We start from the raw sequence: 12,851 nt of genomic DNA on the forward strand, positions 1-12,851 counted from the left end.
TCGTGGTCGTTCACGGGGGTCTCCCTCGCGGCGGTGGGGGCGAGGAATTTTCGGCGGTGGAGGAGGCGCGGGCACCGCCGAGCCGGGCAGGGCCGGACCGCGGGTGGGGAGCGCCGCCCCCTGGCGCGTCACGGGTGCGGGAGGCCGCCGTCGCTCAGGACGTCCGCGGTCTGCGTGAGGTGCTGGACCAGCAGCTCGGCCGCGGTGTCGGCGTCGCGGGCCAGGGCCGCCTCCTCCAGCCGGCGATGCTCCAGGACCCCGTCCCGGCCGGGGTTGCGGTGCGTCGACCAGCGGCGGGCCAGCTCGCTCGCGGTCCACATCCGGTCGAAGGTGTCCAGCAGGACGGGGTTGTCGCAGCCCTCCAGCAGGGTGCGGTGGAAGACCCGGTGGGCCTCGGCCCACGCGCCGGTGTAGTACTCGCCCGTCTCCGGCGCGAACGGCGGGGTGCGGGCCAGCCGGTGGTGGGCCGCGCGTACCCGGGCCTCCCAGTCGACGTCGCCGCGCTCGACGGACATGCGCAGCATGACCGGTTCGACGGTCCGCCGGGCCTCCGCGATCTGCTGCCAGCGGCGGTCGGAGAAGGCGGGGACGGCGAAGCCGCGGTTGGGCAGCCGGTCCGCGAGCCCCTCTCCGACCACGCGTACGAGCGCCTCGCGCACGACGGCCAGACTCACGCCCTGCGCCTTGGCGAGGTCCTGCGGTTTGAGGGCCTCGCCGGGGGCGTGGTCGCCGCGCAGGATCGCGTCCCGCAGATGGGCGTAGACCTGCTCGGAGAGCATCTGCTTGCCGGAGGGGGCCGGGGCGGGAGCCGTACCAGTCATGCCCTCAGCATAGACGATCCCCTAGATAATCGATTATCTGTGTTATCGTCGATTCAAACGCAGCCTTGAAAGGAACGACCCGATGAGCGCCAACGACCCCTTCGCCCGCCTTCCCGAGGCGGCGCCCTTCACCGTCACCAGCACCACCGTCACCGACGGGGGCGCCTGGCAGCCCGAGCAACTGGGTTCCGGTCTGCCGGGAGGCAAGGACGTCTCCCCGCAGCTGTCCTGGAGCGGAGCCCCCGAGGGCACCAGGAGCTACGCCGTCACCGTCTACGACCCCGACGCCCCCACCGGGTCCGGGTTCTGGCACTGGGCGGTCGCCGACATCCCCGCCACCGTCACCGAACTGCCCCTCGGTGCCGGCGACGACACCGGCTCGGGGCTGCCCGAAGGCGCCTTCCAACTGCCCAACGACGCCCGCCTGGCGCGTTACATCGGCGCCGCCCCGCCAGCCGGGCACGGTCCGCACCGCTACTTCGTGGTGGTGCACGCTCTCGACGTCGCCTCCATCGGCGTCCCGGCCGACGCCACCCCGGCCGTCCTCGGCTTCACCATGGCCGGCCACACCCTCGGCCGAGCGGTGCTGGTCGCCACCGCCGAGACGCCCGCCTGACCACCGGTATGTCCCGGCTCATCGACACCACCGAGACGTATCTGCGCACCGTCCTGGAACTCGAGGAGGAGGGCGTGGTTCCCCTGCGCGTCCGCATCGCCGAGCGCCTGGAGCGGAGCGCGCCCACGGTCAGCCAGACCGTCGCCCGGATGGAACGCGACGGACTGGTGCGCGTCGCCGACGACCGGCGCGTCGAGCTGACCGGCGAGGGGCGCCGACGGGCCGTGCGGGTCATGCGCAGGCACCGGCTCGCCGAGTGCCTGCTGTTCGACCTGCTCGGCATGGACCGTGAGGACGCCCACGCCGAAGCCCGCCGCTGGGAACACGTGCTGAGCGAGGCCGTCGAACGCCGGGTCCTGCACCTGTTGCGGCACCCCACGCACTCGCCCTACGGCAACCCGATCCCGGGCTTGGCGGAGCTCGGCGAGAGGTGCACCGCGGGGTCGCTCCCCGACGGCGGCACGGTCAGCCTGCGGACCGGGCCGGACGGTGTGCGGACCGTGGTACGCCGCATCGTGGAGCCGGCGCCGACCTCGGCACACGTCTTCGTGGCCAGGCCCTGAGCGCGCAGGGCGCAGACGGTGACGGCGCTGCGGGGCCCCCACGTGCCCGTGATCCTCGGGACCCGTCAGCGGGCCCCCGCGGTCTCCGCCTCCTCGCGCCGGGGGCGCGCCCCCCGCACCACCGCCACCGCCGTCAGGGCCACCGCCAGGCCCAGCGCGGTCTGCGCCGTGAACGGCTCGTGGAACATCAGCGCGCCCCAGACGGCCGTGACGGGTGCCATGAGGAACATGAGGGTGTTGACCTCGGTGATGCCGGAGCGCTGGAGGACGAGCCAGTACAGGCCGTAGCCGCCGAAGGTGGAGAGGGTCACGAGCCAGACCGTCGCCAGCCAGAAGGACCCGTCGGCGGGCGGGGCCGCCGTGCCGGTCGCGAGGGCGGCGGCCGTGAAGACGACGGCACTGGTGGCGCAGTGGACGGTCATCGCGTCGGCCGGGGCCACCTGGGTGCGGGAGCGCCGGTCGAGGAAGGTGGCCGCGACCAGCGAGAGCATCCCGGCGAACGGGACGAGGTAGGTCCACCACGCCACCCCCGTCGTCGAGGCGGCGTCGGCCGTGGTGACCAGGGCGACCCCGCAGAGGCCCAGGCACAGACCCAGCCACTGCCGGGCCGACACGTACTGGCGCAGCAGCGGACCGGCGAGCGCGCCCGCGACCAGTGGCTGGGTGCCGTCGATCAGGGCCGTCGTACCGCTGGAGACGCCGAGCTGGACGGCGTAGTAGACGGTGAGCAGGTAGCCGCTCTGCGAGAGCAGTCCGATCAGGGCCTGCCGGGCGAGGTCGCGGGGCGTCAGGGAACGCCAGTGATCCCGGCCCCGGTACCCGGCGAACAGGACGAGGGCCACCGCCAGGGGCAGGAACCGCCACATCAGCAGCGTCGTCGCGCCGGCGTCCTGGGTGCCGAGCTTCGCGCCGACGAACCCCGAGCTCCAGCAGACGACGAAGGCGGCGGAGAGCAGGACGTTCATGGAGGTCACCACCCGTGACTAAACAGATCGGTATACGTCCTTGCCGTGACCACTATACAGATCGGTATAGTCGGCAGGGTGGCAGACGGAACGGACCAGGTACGGCGGATCACCATGACCCCGGGCGCCCGGCGGGCCCTCGCGGCGGCGTCCCGGCTCTTCTACGAGCGCGGCATCCACGCGGTCGGCGTGGACCTGATCGCCGCCGAGGCCGGGGTGACGAAGAAGACGCTCTACGACCGGTTCGGCTCCAAGGAGCAGATCGTCGTGGAGTACCTCGCCGACCGGGACGAGCGCTGGCGGGCGTATCTCCTGGAGCGGCTGGCGGCGGCGGGGCCCGGGGCCGCCGACCGGGTCCGCGAGGTCTTCGAGGCCTCCCGGGAGTGGATGGACGCCAACAGCCCCAAGGGGTGCGGCATGGTCAACGCGCACGCCGAGATCAGTGACCCCGCCCACCCGGCGTACGCCGTCATCACCGGCCAGAAGCAGTGGATGCTCCGGCTCTTCACCGACCTGGCGCCCGACCGGGCCGGCACGCTCATGCTGCTGCACGAGGGCGCCATGGTCGCCCACGGTCTGCACGTCTTTCCCGACCCCGTCGGGCACGCCCGCGACCTGGCGGCGGAACTCCTCGGCGCAGGGGATCCGTCGACAGCGCCCTGACGCCCACCGTGCCGCGGGTCCGCTGAACCGGCTCCGCGCCCGACGTCAGCCCCCCTCCGGGCCCCACTGCTCGGGGCCGCCTCCCCGCCAGTCGATCCAGGCCGACTGCGCCACCTCCGCCGGGTCGATCTCCAGCCCGGCCCGGCGGAGGAACTCGGCGACGTCGGTCAGGTTGTGGGCCAGGCCGAGGATCTCGCCGTCGACGCGGACCCGGCGGCCGCCGGTCGGGGACGGGGGGTGCACGATCACGCGGATCGGTCCGGACATGTCCTCAGGATCGTCCGCGGCGTACGGTCCCGCATGTCGGTCCGTCATCGGGTGGGCCGTTCGCCGCTGTCGTCGGGGAGCGGGCGCAGGTCACGCAGTTCCCGCCACTCGGCCGGCCGTGGGCGATCACGCTGCCAGTGGGGGTGGAAGAACACCTGCGCCGACAGCCGGTACAGGCGCCGGCGCAGGTCCGTACGGCCGGGGCGGTCGGCGAGCTGCCGGTAGGCGGCACTCCACTCGCGCTGGGCCCGGGCGAGGTCGTCGGGGAACGATCGCATGCCTGGATTCAATCATGTGTTCGATTTATGGGGCCATGGCGATGACTTCCGGAGGCGGGCCGGGTCAACCCTGACGACCCGCGGCGACCCAGAGGACCGGAGACCGACATGACCGCCACCTACACCTTCGACGTCTTCACCAGCCTCGACGGCTACGGCGCCGCCGGCGGCGACTGGACCGGCTACTGGGGCAAGCAGGGGCCGGAGTTCCTCGCCCACCGCCTGGCCCAGTACGGCGGGGAGCAGCGGATGGTCCTCGGGGCCGCCACCTACCGGCTGTTCGCGCGGATGCTGGCGGCGAGCAGCGCGGGGGACGACGTGCGGGACCCCTGGGTCACCCGGATGACGAACCTGCCGACGACGGTGGTGTCGACGACGCTGGCGGGCCCCCTCGACGGGCTGGACGCGACCGTCGTGCACGGGGATGCCGTCGAGGTCGTCGCCCGGCTCAAGCAGGAGTCGGACGTGCCCCTGCGTTCGCACGGCAGCCTGGCGGTGAACCGGGCCCTGATGGCCGCCGGCCTGGTCGACCGCGTGCAGGTGACCGTCTTCCCCGTGATCACCGGCAGGACCGGGCTGGACCCGGTCTTCGCGGGCGCGGCGGACTTCGACCTGGAGCTGCTGGAGAGCCGCACGCTCGACGGCCGGATCCAGGAGCTCGTCTACCGGCCCATCCTGCACTGACGACCGGCACGGGAACGGCGAAAGGGCCGCCCGCACCGCGAACGGTGGGACGGCCCTTTCGGAGGGGATCAGGCGCGCGAGGCCTTGCGGCGACGCGTGGCGAGCACGATGCCCGCGCCACCCGCGAGCAGCACCGCGGCACCGCCCGCGATCAGCGGGGTGTTGCTGCTGGCGCCGGTCTCAGCGAGGTTGTCACCGCCGCCGCCGTTCGGCGTGGGGGCGGCCGGAGTCGTGGTGGACTCCGAGGCGGACGGGGTCGGAGTGCCCGTGCCCGGGGTCTCGGAGGCCGGAGGCGTGCTCTCGGACGCCGGCGGGGTGGACTCGGAAGCCGGAGGCGTCGACTCGGAGGCCGGCGGGGTGCTCTCGGCCGGCGGGGTCGCCGGGGGCGTGGTCTGCGTGCTCGTGCAGTCCTTCGTGCCGCCGTTCCAGGCCGCGATCAGCTTGTCCTTGATGACCGGGTGGTCCGGGCCCTTGGGCAGGTCGCCGTGCGGGAGGCCGTCCTTGGCGTCGAGCTTGCCGTCGAACTTGGTGTTGCCCCGGTAGAGGTCGATCTGCGCGTAGCAGCCGAGGTCCGGGATCGAGATGTCGAGGGAGTCGACGGCACCGGCCTTGACGGTCACGGTGTCGAAGTCGTGGAAGACCTGCTCGCCCGAGGTGGCGAACGTCGGGCCGTGCGCGAGGTAGGACGCCAGAGAGGCGGTGCAGGTGGAAGCGTCGCCCGCGGCACGGACCTTGACGTGGACCTTGCCGTCGTCGGTCGGCTTCAGGTTCTGGTCGTCGACCTTGACCGAGGCGAAGAAGTTCTTGCCGTCGAGGGAGAACTCGCAGCGGTCGGTCTCGGTCTTCGAGCCGGCGCCCGTACCCGGCTTGTAGCTTCCGCCGTCCTGCCAGCCCTTGCCGCCGGGGCAGTCGGAGGCCGAGGCGACGGAGGCGAGGGCGGCGGAGAAGGCGAGCGTCGCGGCGCCCGTCCCCAACAGGCGCCGCATGGTGACACGTCTCGCTATGGACATACGTATCCCGTCAGGATGAGAGTGAGTGGTTGCAGCAAGCATCAGAAACACTGGGCCCATTGGTCACATGGGCCACGGTGTTCGCACATCGTGGATCTCCTTGCGGAATGCTGTCAACCTGCGGTGATACGGGGGCGGTTCGACGCCCATCACAATTTCGCCACACTGGGAAGGATTGACTCCGCAAAACCCAGGTTCACTTTTCCGGTGACGTGGACAGATATCCCCTTTGTCGCCTTCCACGGAAGTGCATCGCACCCGCCTCGCAGAGGAGCCCGCGTGACCGCCCGCACCAGCACGCCAGACCCCTCGCCCGACCTCTCCAGCAACGACCCGAACTGGTGGCGGCAGGCCGTCGTCTACCAGGTCTATCCCCGCAGTTTCGCCGACGCCGACGGCGACGGCCTCGGTGACCTCCGGGGCGTCACCCAGCGCCTCACGCACCTGGCCGGCCTCGGCGCCGACGCCCTGTGGCTGAGCCCCTTCTACCCCTCCGAACTCGCCGACGGCGGCTACGACGTCGCCGACTACCGGGACGTCGACCCGCGCCTGGGCACCCTTGACGACTTCGACGCCATGGTCGCCGAGGCCCACCGGCTCGGCCTGAAGGTGATCGTCGACCTCGTCCCCAACCACACCTCCCACCGGCACGCCTGGTTCCAGGAGGCCCTCGCCGCCGGACCCGGTTCCGCCGCCCGCGCGCGGTACGTCTTCCGCGACGGCCGGGGCGCGCACGGCGAACTGCCGCCCACCGACTGGCAGTCCGTGTTCGGCGGCAGCGCCTGGCAGCGGGTCGCCGACGGGCAGTGGTACCTGCATCTGTTCGCCCCCGAACAGCCCGACCTCGACTGGTCGCACGAGGAGGTCCGCGAGGACTTCCGCACCACCCTGCGCTTCTGGTCCGACCGCGGGGTCGACGGCTTCCGCGTGGACGTGGCGCACGCGCTGGCCAAGGACCTCACCGAGCCGCTGCGCGACCTCGGCGACCTGCCGGGCGTCGCGGAGGAGGCCCTGCACCGGCTGCCGCCGGGCGCCCACCCCTACTGGGACCGCGACGAGGTCCACGAGATCTACCGCGACTGGCGCACGATCCTCGACTCCTACTCCCCGCCCCGCATGGCCGTCGCCGAGGCCTGGGTGCCCGGCGCCCGCCGCGCGCTGTACGCCCGCGCGGACGAACTGGGCCAGGCCTTCAACTTCGAGTACCTCCAGACCGCCTGGGACGCCGGTGCGCTGCGCCGGGCCATCACCGACTCCCTGGCCACCGCCCGCGCGGCCCACGCCTCGGCCACCTGGGTGCTCTCCAACCACGACGTCGTACGGCACGCCTCCCGCCTGGTGCTCCCGCCGGGCACCGACGAGAACGCCTGGCTGCTGTCCGGCGGCAGGGCGCCCGGGATCGACCTCTCCCGGGGCCTGCGGCGGGCTCGCGCGGCCACGCTGCTCATGCTCGCGCTGCCGGGGTCGTCGTACGTCTACCAGGGCGAGGAGCTCGGGCTGCCCGAGGTCGCCGACCTGCCCTTCGAGGTGCTCCAGGACCCGATCTGGGAGCAGACGGGACGGGTCCGCAAGGGGCGCGACGGATGCCGGGTGCCGCTGCCGTGGACACGGAGCGGTCCGTCGTACGGCTTCGGCGCGGGCGGGGCCTGGCTGCCGCAGCCGCAGTGGTTCGCCGAGTACGCCGTCGAGGCCCAGGACGGTGTGGAGGGCTCCACGCTGGAGCTGTACCGCACCGCCCTGCGCCTGCGCCGCAAGCTCCTCCAGGGGGAGGAGCTCACCTGGACGGACCCGGGACCGGACGGCGTGCTGGACTTCGTGCGCCACGAGGGCTGGCGGTGTGTCGCCAACCTGTCGGACGCCGCTGTCCCGCTGCCGCCCGGAGAAGTGCTCATGACCAGCGGCCCGCTGGAGGACGGGCTGCTGGGACCGGACACGACGGCCTGGCTGGGCTAGGGCTATCCGACGGTCGGCGTCGGGGTCGCGCCCGTGGCCGGGGTGGCGCCGTTCGCGTTCTCGCCCGGGACCGCGAGCGGCGTCGACGTCGGGTTCGCCGGCGGGGTGAGCACGACCATCGGCGCGCCCGGCTGCGGGGCCGGCGGGGTCAGGTCGCTGTCGGGCAGCTTCGGCGGTGTGGTCTGCATGAAGAGGGCCTGGTCGAAGTTGACGAAGCCGGTCTTCTCCATGACCGTCATGTGGTCGAGCACCGTGTCGTTGGCCATGTCGGCCAGCGACCGCACCAGCGAGTTCTTCGTGGTGGAGCGGACCTTCGAGATCGTGTTGAAGATCGAGCCGTGCGTGACCCGCAGGATGTTGGCGAAGTTCGTGTCGAACTGCTGGCCGTTGCTCGACTCGATCTGGTTCACGAAGCCGACCTGCTGCGGGCTCGCCACGTTCGGGATGGTGATGTTGAGCATCGGCGCGATCTTGCGGCACGCGGCGTCCAGGGCCGCGTGCCCGTCGATGAGGTGCCGTCCGGCCTCCTTCACCTCCGGGGTCGTCCCCTTCTGGAGGGCGACCTGTCCCAGCGGGTACTCCCACAGGCCGGCCGCCCGCACCTTGACGACGAAGTCCCGGTCCAGTTCGGTCAGCGGGCCCCACTGCGTCTGCGCGATGACTCTGTCCTGCGCGCTGGAGACGGTGCTCACACCGAGCATCGACGGATACGCGAGAGCACCGAGGGTCAATGTCAGGGCTCCGCCAACGAACAGCGTTCCCATCGCGTTGCGCGAGAGTGGCACCGTGCCTCCTGCCCGGTCGGGGTCCCCGCCGGGAGGCGGGTCGGACGCACAGGAGTACGCACCGGGGGGCGCGGATGTTCATCGCCTTCCCACAGGATGACCGGGCTCACACCACGCCCCGTCAGCGCGGGGCCGTACGAGGGCGGTTGACCGTCCGTTGACCGGTTCACGGGGAAGTCCGGGGGAAATCGCGGGAGAGACCTGACGGGCCCCCGGCCTAGATTCGCTGCATGTCCATGCCACAGCGGTCGCAGCGGCCCCTGCCCGTCCTCCCGTACCGCAAGCCCACCAGGGGCCGCGACTACTGGGTGTTCGACGACGTGCTCCCGGACGCCGACGCCGTACGGGAACGCTGTCTCGCGAAGGACGACTGGGTGCGGGGACACCCGTACACCTCGGAGACCTGGCCCGGGCTGCGGGCCATGCCCGGGCTCGAAGCCGCCGAACTCGCCGTGGTCGAGCGGCTGGTGCGGAAGGCGACGGGGGCAGGGAGGCTGTGGGTGCAGCGGGCGCCCGGCGGGGGCACCCTCAACCACAACTGCGTCCAGGTCGTCGGGGAGGGCGAGAGCGAGCCCAGGCCGCACACCGACTCCCGGGCGCTGTGCCGGTACGCGGCCGTGCTGTACCTCAACCCCGGCGTCCCCAAGGACTGCGGCACCAGCTTCCACCGGCAGTCCCTGTCGGGCGGGCGGCTCGGCGGCAATGTCGTGCAGGCCCCGCACAACAACCTCGTCGAGGCCCTCGGCACCCGGTTCGTCGCACCCGACGCCTTCGAGGAGGACGTACGGGTGCCGCACAGGTACAACCGGCTGCTCCTCTACAACGCCAACCTCGTGCACAGCGCGACCGGGTACTGCGGCGGGACCCTGGAGGAGAAGCGGATGACGGCCGTCTTCTTCTGGATGGCGTGACGCCCGCCGCGAGCCGCCGGCGTCAGTAGCGGACCGCCCGGGACACCTTCGCCCGCACGTCCCCCGACAGGTCGTGCGTACTGCGGGCGGTCCCCTTCCCCAAGCCGCCCGCCGGGACGTCCGCGACCGTCACCACCACCACGTCCAGCAGCTTGCCCGTCCCGTCGGTGAAGTCGACCCGGACGGCGAAGGACTTCGCCGAGCCCGCACTGTTGGCGACGGTGACCTCCGCTGTCGTACGGCCGTCCGGAGCGGTCCTGGGACTGCCGAGCCGTACGTCGTCCCCGGCGTCGACGCCGTCCTTGATCCCGTCGAGCCGTCTGCCCGCCTCCGCCGTCGCCGACGACACGGCGTCCCCGGCGCGCGAGGCGGCCGACGCCACCTTGCTCGCCACCGAGGACGGGCTGTCGTCGTCGGAGCAGCCGGTCAGGCCGGTGAGGGCCAGGGCCGCCAGCAGCGCGGCCGTCGTCCAGCGGGTCATCTCGCCTCCCGGGTGCGGGTCCCTCCAGTGAAGATCCCCCGTGGCACGGCCGCACGCCCTGTCACCCGTTCGGTCCACTCCCGTGGTGGCCGGACCCGCCGCACCCGATGGTCGAAGCACATCGACCACGAGAGGCGGGACACGGCCATGACGCAGCAACCGCACGCCACCCAGCAGTCCGCCGGCACCACGCCGACACCGACCCAGGGCCCCGGATTCACGCCGACCGAGGCCGCGTGGGCGGCCGGCGGGGTCGTCTTCGCCGGTGTGCTGATGCTGATGAACGGCATCCTGGCGATCTTCCAGGGCATCTCCCTGCTCGCGAAGGACGGCGTCTGGACCCGCGTCGGCGACTACGTCTACAAGATGAACCTCACCGGCTGGGGCGTGATCCTGCTCTGCCTGGGCGCCCTCGCCGTCGTCACGGGCGCGTTCATCCTCAGGGGCGCCGCCTGGGCCCGGATGACCGGCATCTTCCTCGCCTCGCTGAGCATGCTCGCCCAGTTCCTCTTCCTGCCCTACGCCCCGGTCTGGTCGGTCATCATGATCGGCATCGACTTCTTCGTCATCTGGGCGCTGGCGGTGTACCGGCCCGGCATGCGCGCCTGACCCTCCGGGCGGGAGTGCCCGCCGGAGGACCCGGGCCCGGGGTCCGGGCGGCGGCGCGGCGCACGGCCGCCCCGGTCACACGTGTCCGAGGCCACCGCTGCCGAAGCCGCCGCTGGAGCCGGGCAGCCAGCGTCTGCGCTGCTGGTCCTTTCCTCGTCTGCTTCCCGAGTGATGGAGCTGGTACGGCATCAGCCGTTCCTGCCCCTCCGCGGGGGCCGGCAGCTCGTCCGGCTCCCGCATCTCCCGGATCTCACGGATCGGCCCGGTCTCCGGGAGATGCGGCTGCTCATCGCTGAGCGGCCGCGGCAGCTCCCGTTCCTGGACCCGCATGCCGAACTGCACGGCCCACACCAGCGCGCCGGCGATGAACAGCCCACCGGCAAAGGCGGCGATCACGTTGAGTACCTCGCTCGACGTGGCCGCCAGGACAAACGTCGCCGTACTCATGGACCGATTATCGCCGAATTTCACCCGAATGGCGCGAAGAAGTCGTCCCGGGGGACCACCGTGACCCGGTGGAGGTTGCACCCGGCCGGACCGAGGGCGGGGGGACCCGCCTGGTGGGCCTTGAGCGCCACGCTGACCAGGCTCATCAGCAGGTCGACGTCGGTCTCGCAGTCGAGGTGGACGGTGACCCAGCGGGAGCCCGGCAGCAACCGGACCGCGGTCGACTCCCTCAGGTCGTCGTGGAATCTGCGGATGGCCGGTTCGGTGAGGTGCAGATCCACGTCCCGCCCCGGGTGGAAGTGCACGATCTCGCTGTGCGCGGAACGCAGCGCCAGGCCCGCTCCGCAGCTCGGCAGGTCCGTACTGAGGTCGGACCACGCCTCCAGGCGCTCCAGGGCGCGCTCGGCCAGAGTCATGGGCCCATCGTCGCCCGCTCATCGCCCGGCAACCAGAGGTTGAGCGAAACGTAACCGGGGCGTGAGGCGGGCGCGGGCCTCAAGTGGCCGGCCGGCGCCCCGGACTTGCGCGGACCGCGGGGCCCGGGGCGCCGGCCGCGCGGTCACGAGAAGAGCAGACGCCAGGTCAGCGGGCCGGGGTAGCCGTCGGCGTCCCCGCGCAGTTCCGTGCGGGACTTCTGGAAGTCGCGGACGTTCAGCCGGTCCGCCTCGCCCCAGGTCCTGCTCGGCCCGACCTTGTAGTGGTCGCCGAAGCCGCGCGCGACCAACTGCCTGCCCAGCCGCAGGACATGGTCGTTCGTGGCGCCCGCTCGGAAGTGCTTGCGGCCCGGGTAGGCCGGGACGCTCGGCCCGGACGGCTTCCCGGGGGTGTCGTCGTCGCCGACGTCGAGGTCCGCCTTGGCGTACTTGAGGAGCCGGGAGAAGTCGATCGCGCCCGGGTCGCCGTGGCTGTTCTCCGGCACGTGCATGTGCCCGCACACACCCTTGAAGGACTCCCACTTCCGCCCCGACATCCGCTGGCCCTGCTTGCTGCCGTACGACGACGGGTACGCGGGCCAGGCGCTCGGCCCCGACAGGGGTACGCCGTGCTCCTCGTGCATCCAGGAGAGGAACCGGGCGACCTGCTGGAGGGCCCAGTCGGGGGCGTCCGGCCAGTAGATGTGGGACTTGCCCGCGCTCTTCCACTTGGCGTGGACCGTGGGGTCGCAGGTGCCGACCAGTTCGACCTGGCAGACGTTGAGCGTGTTGGTCTCGACACCGCCGCGCAGGTTGGCCAGTGCCCGGGACGAGGTCTCGATGTCGAAGTGCTGGTACCAGCGCAGTCTCCTCGCGGCGAGGTCGGGCACCGCGGTCAGGTTGGGTGCCAGGGCACCGCCCGAGTACGTGGGCAGCGTGCGCCCCTCGGTGGTGTGCAGCACGACGACGTTGACCTCCATCGGGTCACCGCCGAAGTCGTCCTGGTACCAGTTGGCCCGGCTCGCGCCGGGATAACGCTGCGGTCCGGTCTTCGTGCTCATACGGTCCCCCTGAGTGTGCGGCCGAACTCCTCGGCCTTTCGAACTCCTTCAGACGCGACGGGAGTTGGGGCGGTTCCCGGCCTGGCGCGGGTCCCGGGGAGGCCCGGTGAGCCGGCCGGGCGGGGCTCGGGTGCCGCGGGATTGTGCCGGGGAGTGATCCGGGGACTGCGGGCGAGGGGCGGAGCCCGTGGTCGTCAGCTGCGTCGTGTTCCGGCGCGCCGGGCCTCGCGGCGTTCGGGCCGCTGACGCGCCGGGGTCATTCGGTGCGGCCGCGCACGGCCCAGGCGCGGGCCGAGAGGGGGATCCTGCCGTCGGGGGCGGTGG

At 72.3% G+C, this 12,851-nt stretch carries 16 protein-coding genes and 1 pseudogene; 7 read left to right on the plus strand and 10 right to left on the minus strand.

Annotated elements, in window-relative coordinates:
- Positions 1-128: 128 nt before the first annotated feature.
- A complete protein-coding gene (locus AOJ26_RS32810; protein ID WP_053852007.1) occupies positions 129-821 on the minus strand; it encodes a GntR family transcriptional regulator in 693 nt (230 codons plus the stop codon).
- 82 nt (positions 822-903) lie between these two features.
- Here AOJ26_RS32810 and AOJ26_RS32815 point away from each other — a divergent pair, with 82 nt between their 5' ends.
- Complete coding sequence (locus tag AOJ26_RS32815) at positions 904-1,437, plus strand: YbhB/YbcL family Raf kinase inhibitor-like protein (protein ID WP_053852008.1); 534 nt, start codon at positions 904-906, stop codon at positions 1,435-1,437.
- An 8-nt stretch (positions 1,438-1,445) separates the two neighbouring features.
- Positions 1,446-1,982: pseudogene (locus AOJ26_RS32820) on the plus strand (metal-dependent transcriptional regulator); the annotation flags it as partial.
- 83 nt (positions 1,983-2,065) lie between these two features.
- Here AOJ26_RS32820 and AOJ26_RS32825 read toward each other — a convergent pair.
- Positions 2,066-2,965, minus strand: coding sequence for a DMT family transporter (locus AOJ26_RS32825; protein ID WP_053852021.1), 900 nt, complete (start codon positions 2,963-2,965; stop codon positions 2,066-2,068).
- Positions 2,966-3,079: 114 nt separating this feature from the next.
- Between AOJ26_RS32825 and AOJ26_RS32830 the strand changes: the two genes are divergently transcribed.
- Positions 3,080-3,628 (plus strand): TetR/AcrR family transcriptional regulator, encoded by a 549-nt coding sequence (locus AOJ26_RS32830; protein WP_053852009.1) that lies wholly within the window; start codon positions 3,080-3,082, stop codon positions 3,626-3,628.
- A gap of 45 nt (positions 3,629-3,673) precedes the next feature.
- Here AOJ26_RS32830 and AOJ26_RS32835 read toward each other — a convergent pair whose 3' ends face one another.
- Both AOJ26_RS32835 and AOJ26_RS32840 read right to left on the minus strand, forming a co-directional pair.
- A complete protein-coding gene (locus AOJ26_RS32835; protein ID WP_053852010.1) occupies positions 3,674-3,895 on the minus strand; it encodes a hypothetical protein in 222 nt (73 codons plus the stop codon).
- Between the two features lie 44 nt (positions 3,896-3,939).
- Positions 3,940-4,173, minus strand: coding sequence for a hypothetical protein (locus tag AOJ26_RS32840; RefSeq protein ID WP_053852011.1), 234 nt, complete (start codon positions 4,171-4,173; stop codon positions 3,940-3,942).
- Positions 4,174-4,281: 108 nt separating this feature from the next.
- Here AOJ26_RS32840 and AOJ26_RS32845 point away from each other — a divergent pair, with 108 nt between their 5' ends.
- On the plus strand, positions 4,282-4,857 hold the full coding sequence (locus tag AOJ26_RS32845) for a dihydrofolate reductase family protein (protein WP_053852012.1): 576 nt from the start codon (positions 4,282-4,284) through the stop codon (positions 4,855-4,857).
- Positions 4,858-4,925: 68 nt separating this feature from the next.
- Here AOJ26_RS32845 and AOJ26_RS32850 read toward each other — a convergent pair whose 3' ends face one another.
- Positions 4,926-5,867 carry an LAETG motif-containing sortase-dependent surface protein gene (locus AOJ26_RS32850; protein WP_053852013.1) on the minus strand — a complete coding sequence of 314 codons (942 nt, stop codon included), beginning with the start codon at positions 5,865-5,867 and terminating at the stop codon, positions 4,926-4,928.
- Positions 5,868-6,146: 279 nt separating this feature from the next.
- On the opposite strand from AOJ26_RS32850, the gene AOJ26_RS32855 reads away from it, so the two are divergent.
- Positions 6,147-7,820: a glycoside hydrolase family 13 protein gene (locus tag AOJ26_RS32855; RefSeq protein WP_053852014.1), complete on the plus strand. Its 1,674-nt coding sequence runs from the start codon at positions 6,147-6,149 to the stop codon at positions 7,818-7,820.
- A gap of 2 nt (positions 7,821-7,822) precedes the next feature.
- Here the strand turns inward: AOJ26_RS32855 and AOJ26_RS32860 are convergent, their stop codons facing one another.
- Positions 7,823-8,584: a DUF4142 domain-containing protein gene (locus AOJ26_RS32860; protein ID WP_053852015.1), complete on the minus strand. Its 762-nt coding sequence runs from the start codon at positions 8,582-8,584 to the stop codon at positions 7,823-7,825.
- A 251-nt stretch (positions 8,585-8,835) separates the two neighbouring features.
- On the opposite strand from AOJ26_RS32860, the gene AOJ26_RS32865 reads away from it, so the two are divergent.
- The gene (locus AOJ26_RS32865) at positions 8,836-9,516 is read left to right on the plus strand and encodes a DUF6445 family protein (protein WP_179200265.1); all 681 of its coding nucleotides are present in this window, start codon (positions 8,836-8,838) and stop codon (positions 9,514-9,516) included.
- 22 nt (positions 9,517-9,538) lie between these two features.
- On the opposite strand, the gene AOJ26_RS32870 is transcribed toward AOJ26_RS32865, so the two are convergent.
- Positions 9,539-9,997: a hypothetical protein gene (locus tag AOJ26_RS32870; protein ID WP_053852016.1), complete on the minus strand. Its 459-nt coding sequence runs from the start codon at positions 9,995-9,997 to the stop codon at positions 9,539-9,541.
- 147 nt (positions 9,998-10,144) lie between these two features.
- On the opposite strand from AOJ26_RS32870, the gene AOJ26_RS32875 reads away from it, so the two are divergent.
- Positions 10,145-10,606 (plus strand): DUF7144 family membrane protein, encoded by a 462-nt coding sequence (locus tag AOJ26_RS32875; RefSeq protein WP_053852017.1) that lies wholly within the window; start codon positions 10,145-10,147, stop codon positions 10,604-10,606.
- Positions 10,607-10,681: 75 nt separating this feature from the next.
- On the opposite strand, the gene AOJ26_RS32880 is transcribed toward AOJ26_RS32875, so the two are convergent.
- The 3 genes from AOJ26_RS32880 to AOJ26_RS32890 form a co-directional block, all read right to left on the minus strand.
- On the minus strand, positions 10,682-11,053 hold the full coding sequence (locus AOJ26_RS32880; protein WP_053852018.1) for a DUF6479 family protein: 372 nt from the start codon (positions 11,051-11,053) through the stop codon (positions 10,682-10,684).
- A 20-nt stretch (positions 11,054-11,073) separates the two neighbouring features.
- Positions 11,074-11,469, minus strand: coding sequence for a luciferase family protein (locus tag AOJ26_RS32885; protein WP_053852019.1), 396 nt, complete (start codon positions 11,467-11,469; stop codon positions 11,074-11,076).
- A gap of 143 nt (positions 11,470-11,612) precedes the next feature.
- Positions 11,613-12,527, minus strand: a complete 915-nt coding sequence (locus AOJ26_RS32890; protein ID WP_053852020.1) for a peptidoglycan-binding protein — start codon at positions 12,525-12,527, stop codon at positions 11,613-11,615.
- Positions 12,528-12,851 lie beyond the last annotated feature (324 nt).

This window comes from Streptomyces sp. NRRL B-24085, from assembly GCF_001282115.1.
Classification (GTDB): domain Bacteria; phylum Actinomycetota; class Actinomycetes; order Streptomycetales; family Streptomycetaceae; genus Streptomyces.

What these genes read in the sequence shown, in the direction of transcription:
- AOJ26_RS32810 (WP_053852007.1), bottom strand. Translation starts at nt 821, where the DNA reads ATGACTGGTACGGCTCCCGCCCCGGCCCCCTCCGGCAAGCAGATGCTC.
- AOJ26_RS32815 (WP_053852008.1), top strand. Translation starts at nt 904, where the DNA reads ATGAGCGCCAACGACCCCTTCGCCCGCCTTCCCGAGGCGGCGCCCTTC.
- AOJ26_RS32825 (WP_053852021.1), bottom strand. Translation starts at nt 2,965, where the DNA reads ATGAACGTCCTGCTCTCCGCCGCCTTCGTCGTCTGCTGGAGCTCGGGG.
- AOJ26_RS32830 (WP_053852009.1), top strand. Translation starts at nt 3,080, where the DNA reads ATGACCCCGGGCGCCCGGCGGGCCCTCGCGGCGGCGTCCCGGCTCTTC.
- AOJ26_RS32835 (WP_053852010.1), bottom strand. Translation starts at nt 3,895, where the DNA reads ATGTCCGGACCGATCCGCGTGATCGTGCACCCCCCGTCCCCGACCGGC.
- AOJ26_RS32840 (WP_053852011.1), bottom strand. Translation starts at nt 4,173, where the DNA reads ATGCGATCGTTCCCCGACGACCTCGCCCGGGCCCAGCGCGAGTGGAGT.
- AOJ26_RS32845 (WP_053852012.1), top strand. Translation starts at nt 4,282, where the DNA reads ATGACCGCCACCTACACCTTCGACGTCTTCACCAGCCTCGACGGCTAC.
- AOJ26_RS32850 (WP_053852013.1), bottom strand. Translation starts at nt 5,867, where the DNA reads ATGTCCATAGCGAGACGTGTCACCATGCGGCGCCTGTTGGGGACGGGC.
- AOJ26_RS32860 (WP_053852015.1), bottom strand. Translation starts at nt 8,584, where the DNA reads ATGGGAACGCTGTTCGTTGGCGGAGCCCTGACATTGACCCTCGGTGCT.
- AOJ26_RS32865 (WP_179200265.1), top strand. Translation starts at nt 8,836, where the DNA reads ATGTCCATGCCACAGCGGTCGCAGCGGCCCCTGCCCGTCCTCCCGTAC.
- AOJ26_RS32870 (WP_053852016.1), bottom strand. Translation starts at nt 9,997, where the DNA reads ATGACCCGCTGGACGACGGCCGCGCTGCTGGCGGCCCTGGCCCTCACC.
- AOJ26_RS32875 (WP_053852017.1), top strand. Translation starts at nt 10,145, where the DNA reads ATGACGCAGCAACCGCACGCCACCCAGCAGTCCGCCGGCACCACGCCG.
- AOJ26_RS32880 (WP_053852018.1), bottom strand. Translation starts at nt 11,053, where the DNA reads ATGAGTACGGCGACGTTTGTCCTGGCGGCCACGTCGAGCGAGGTACTC.
- AOJ26_RS32885 (WP_053852019.1), bottom strand. Translation starts at nt 11,469, where the DNA reads ATGACTCTGGCCGAGCGCGCCCTGGAGCGCCTGGAGGCGTGGTCCGAC.
- AOJ26_RS32890 (WP_053852020.1), bottom strand. Translation starts at nt 12,527, where the DNA reads ATGAGCACGAAGACCGGACCGCAGCGTTATCCCGGCGCGAGCCGGGCC.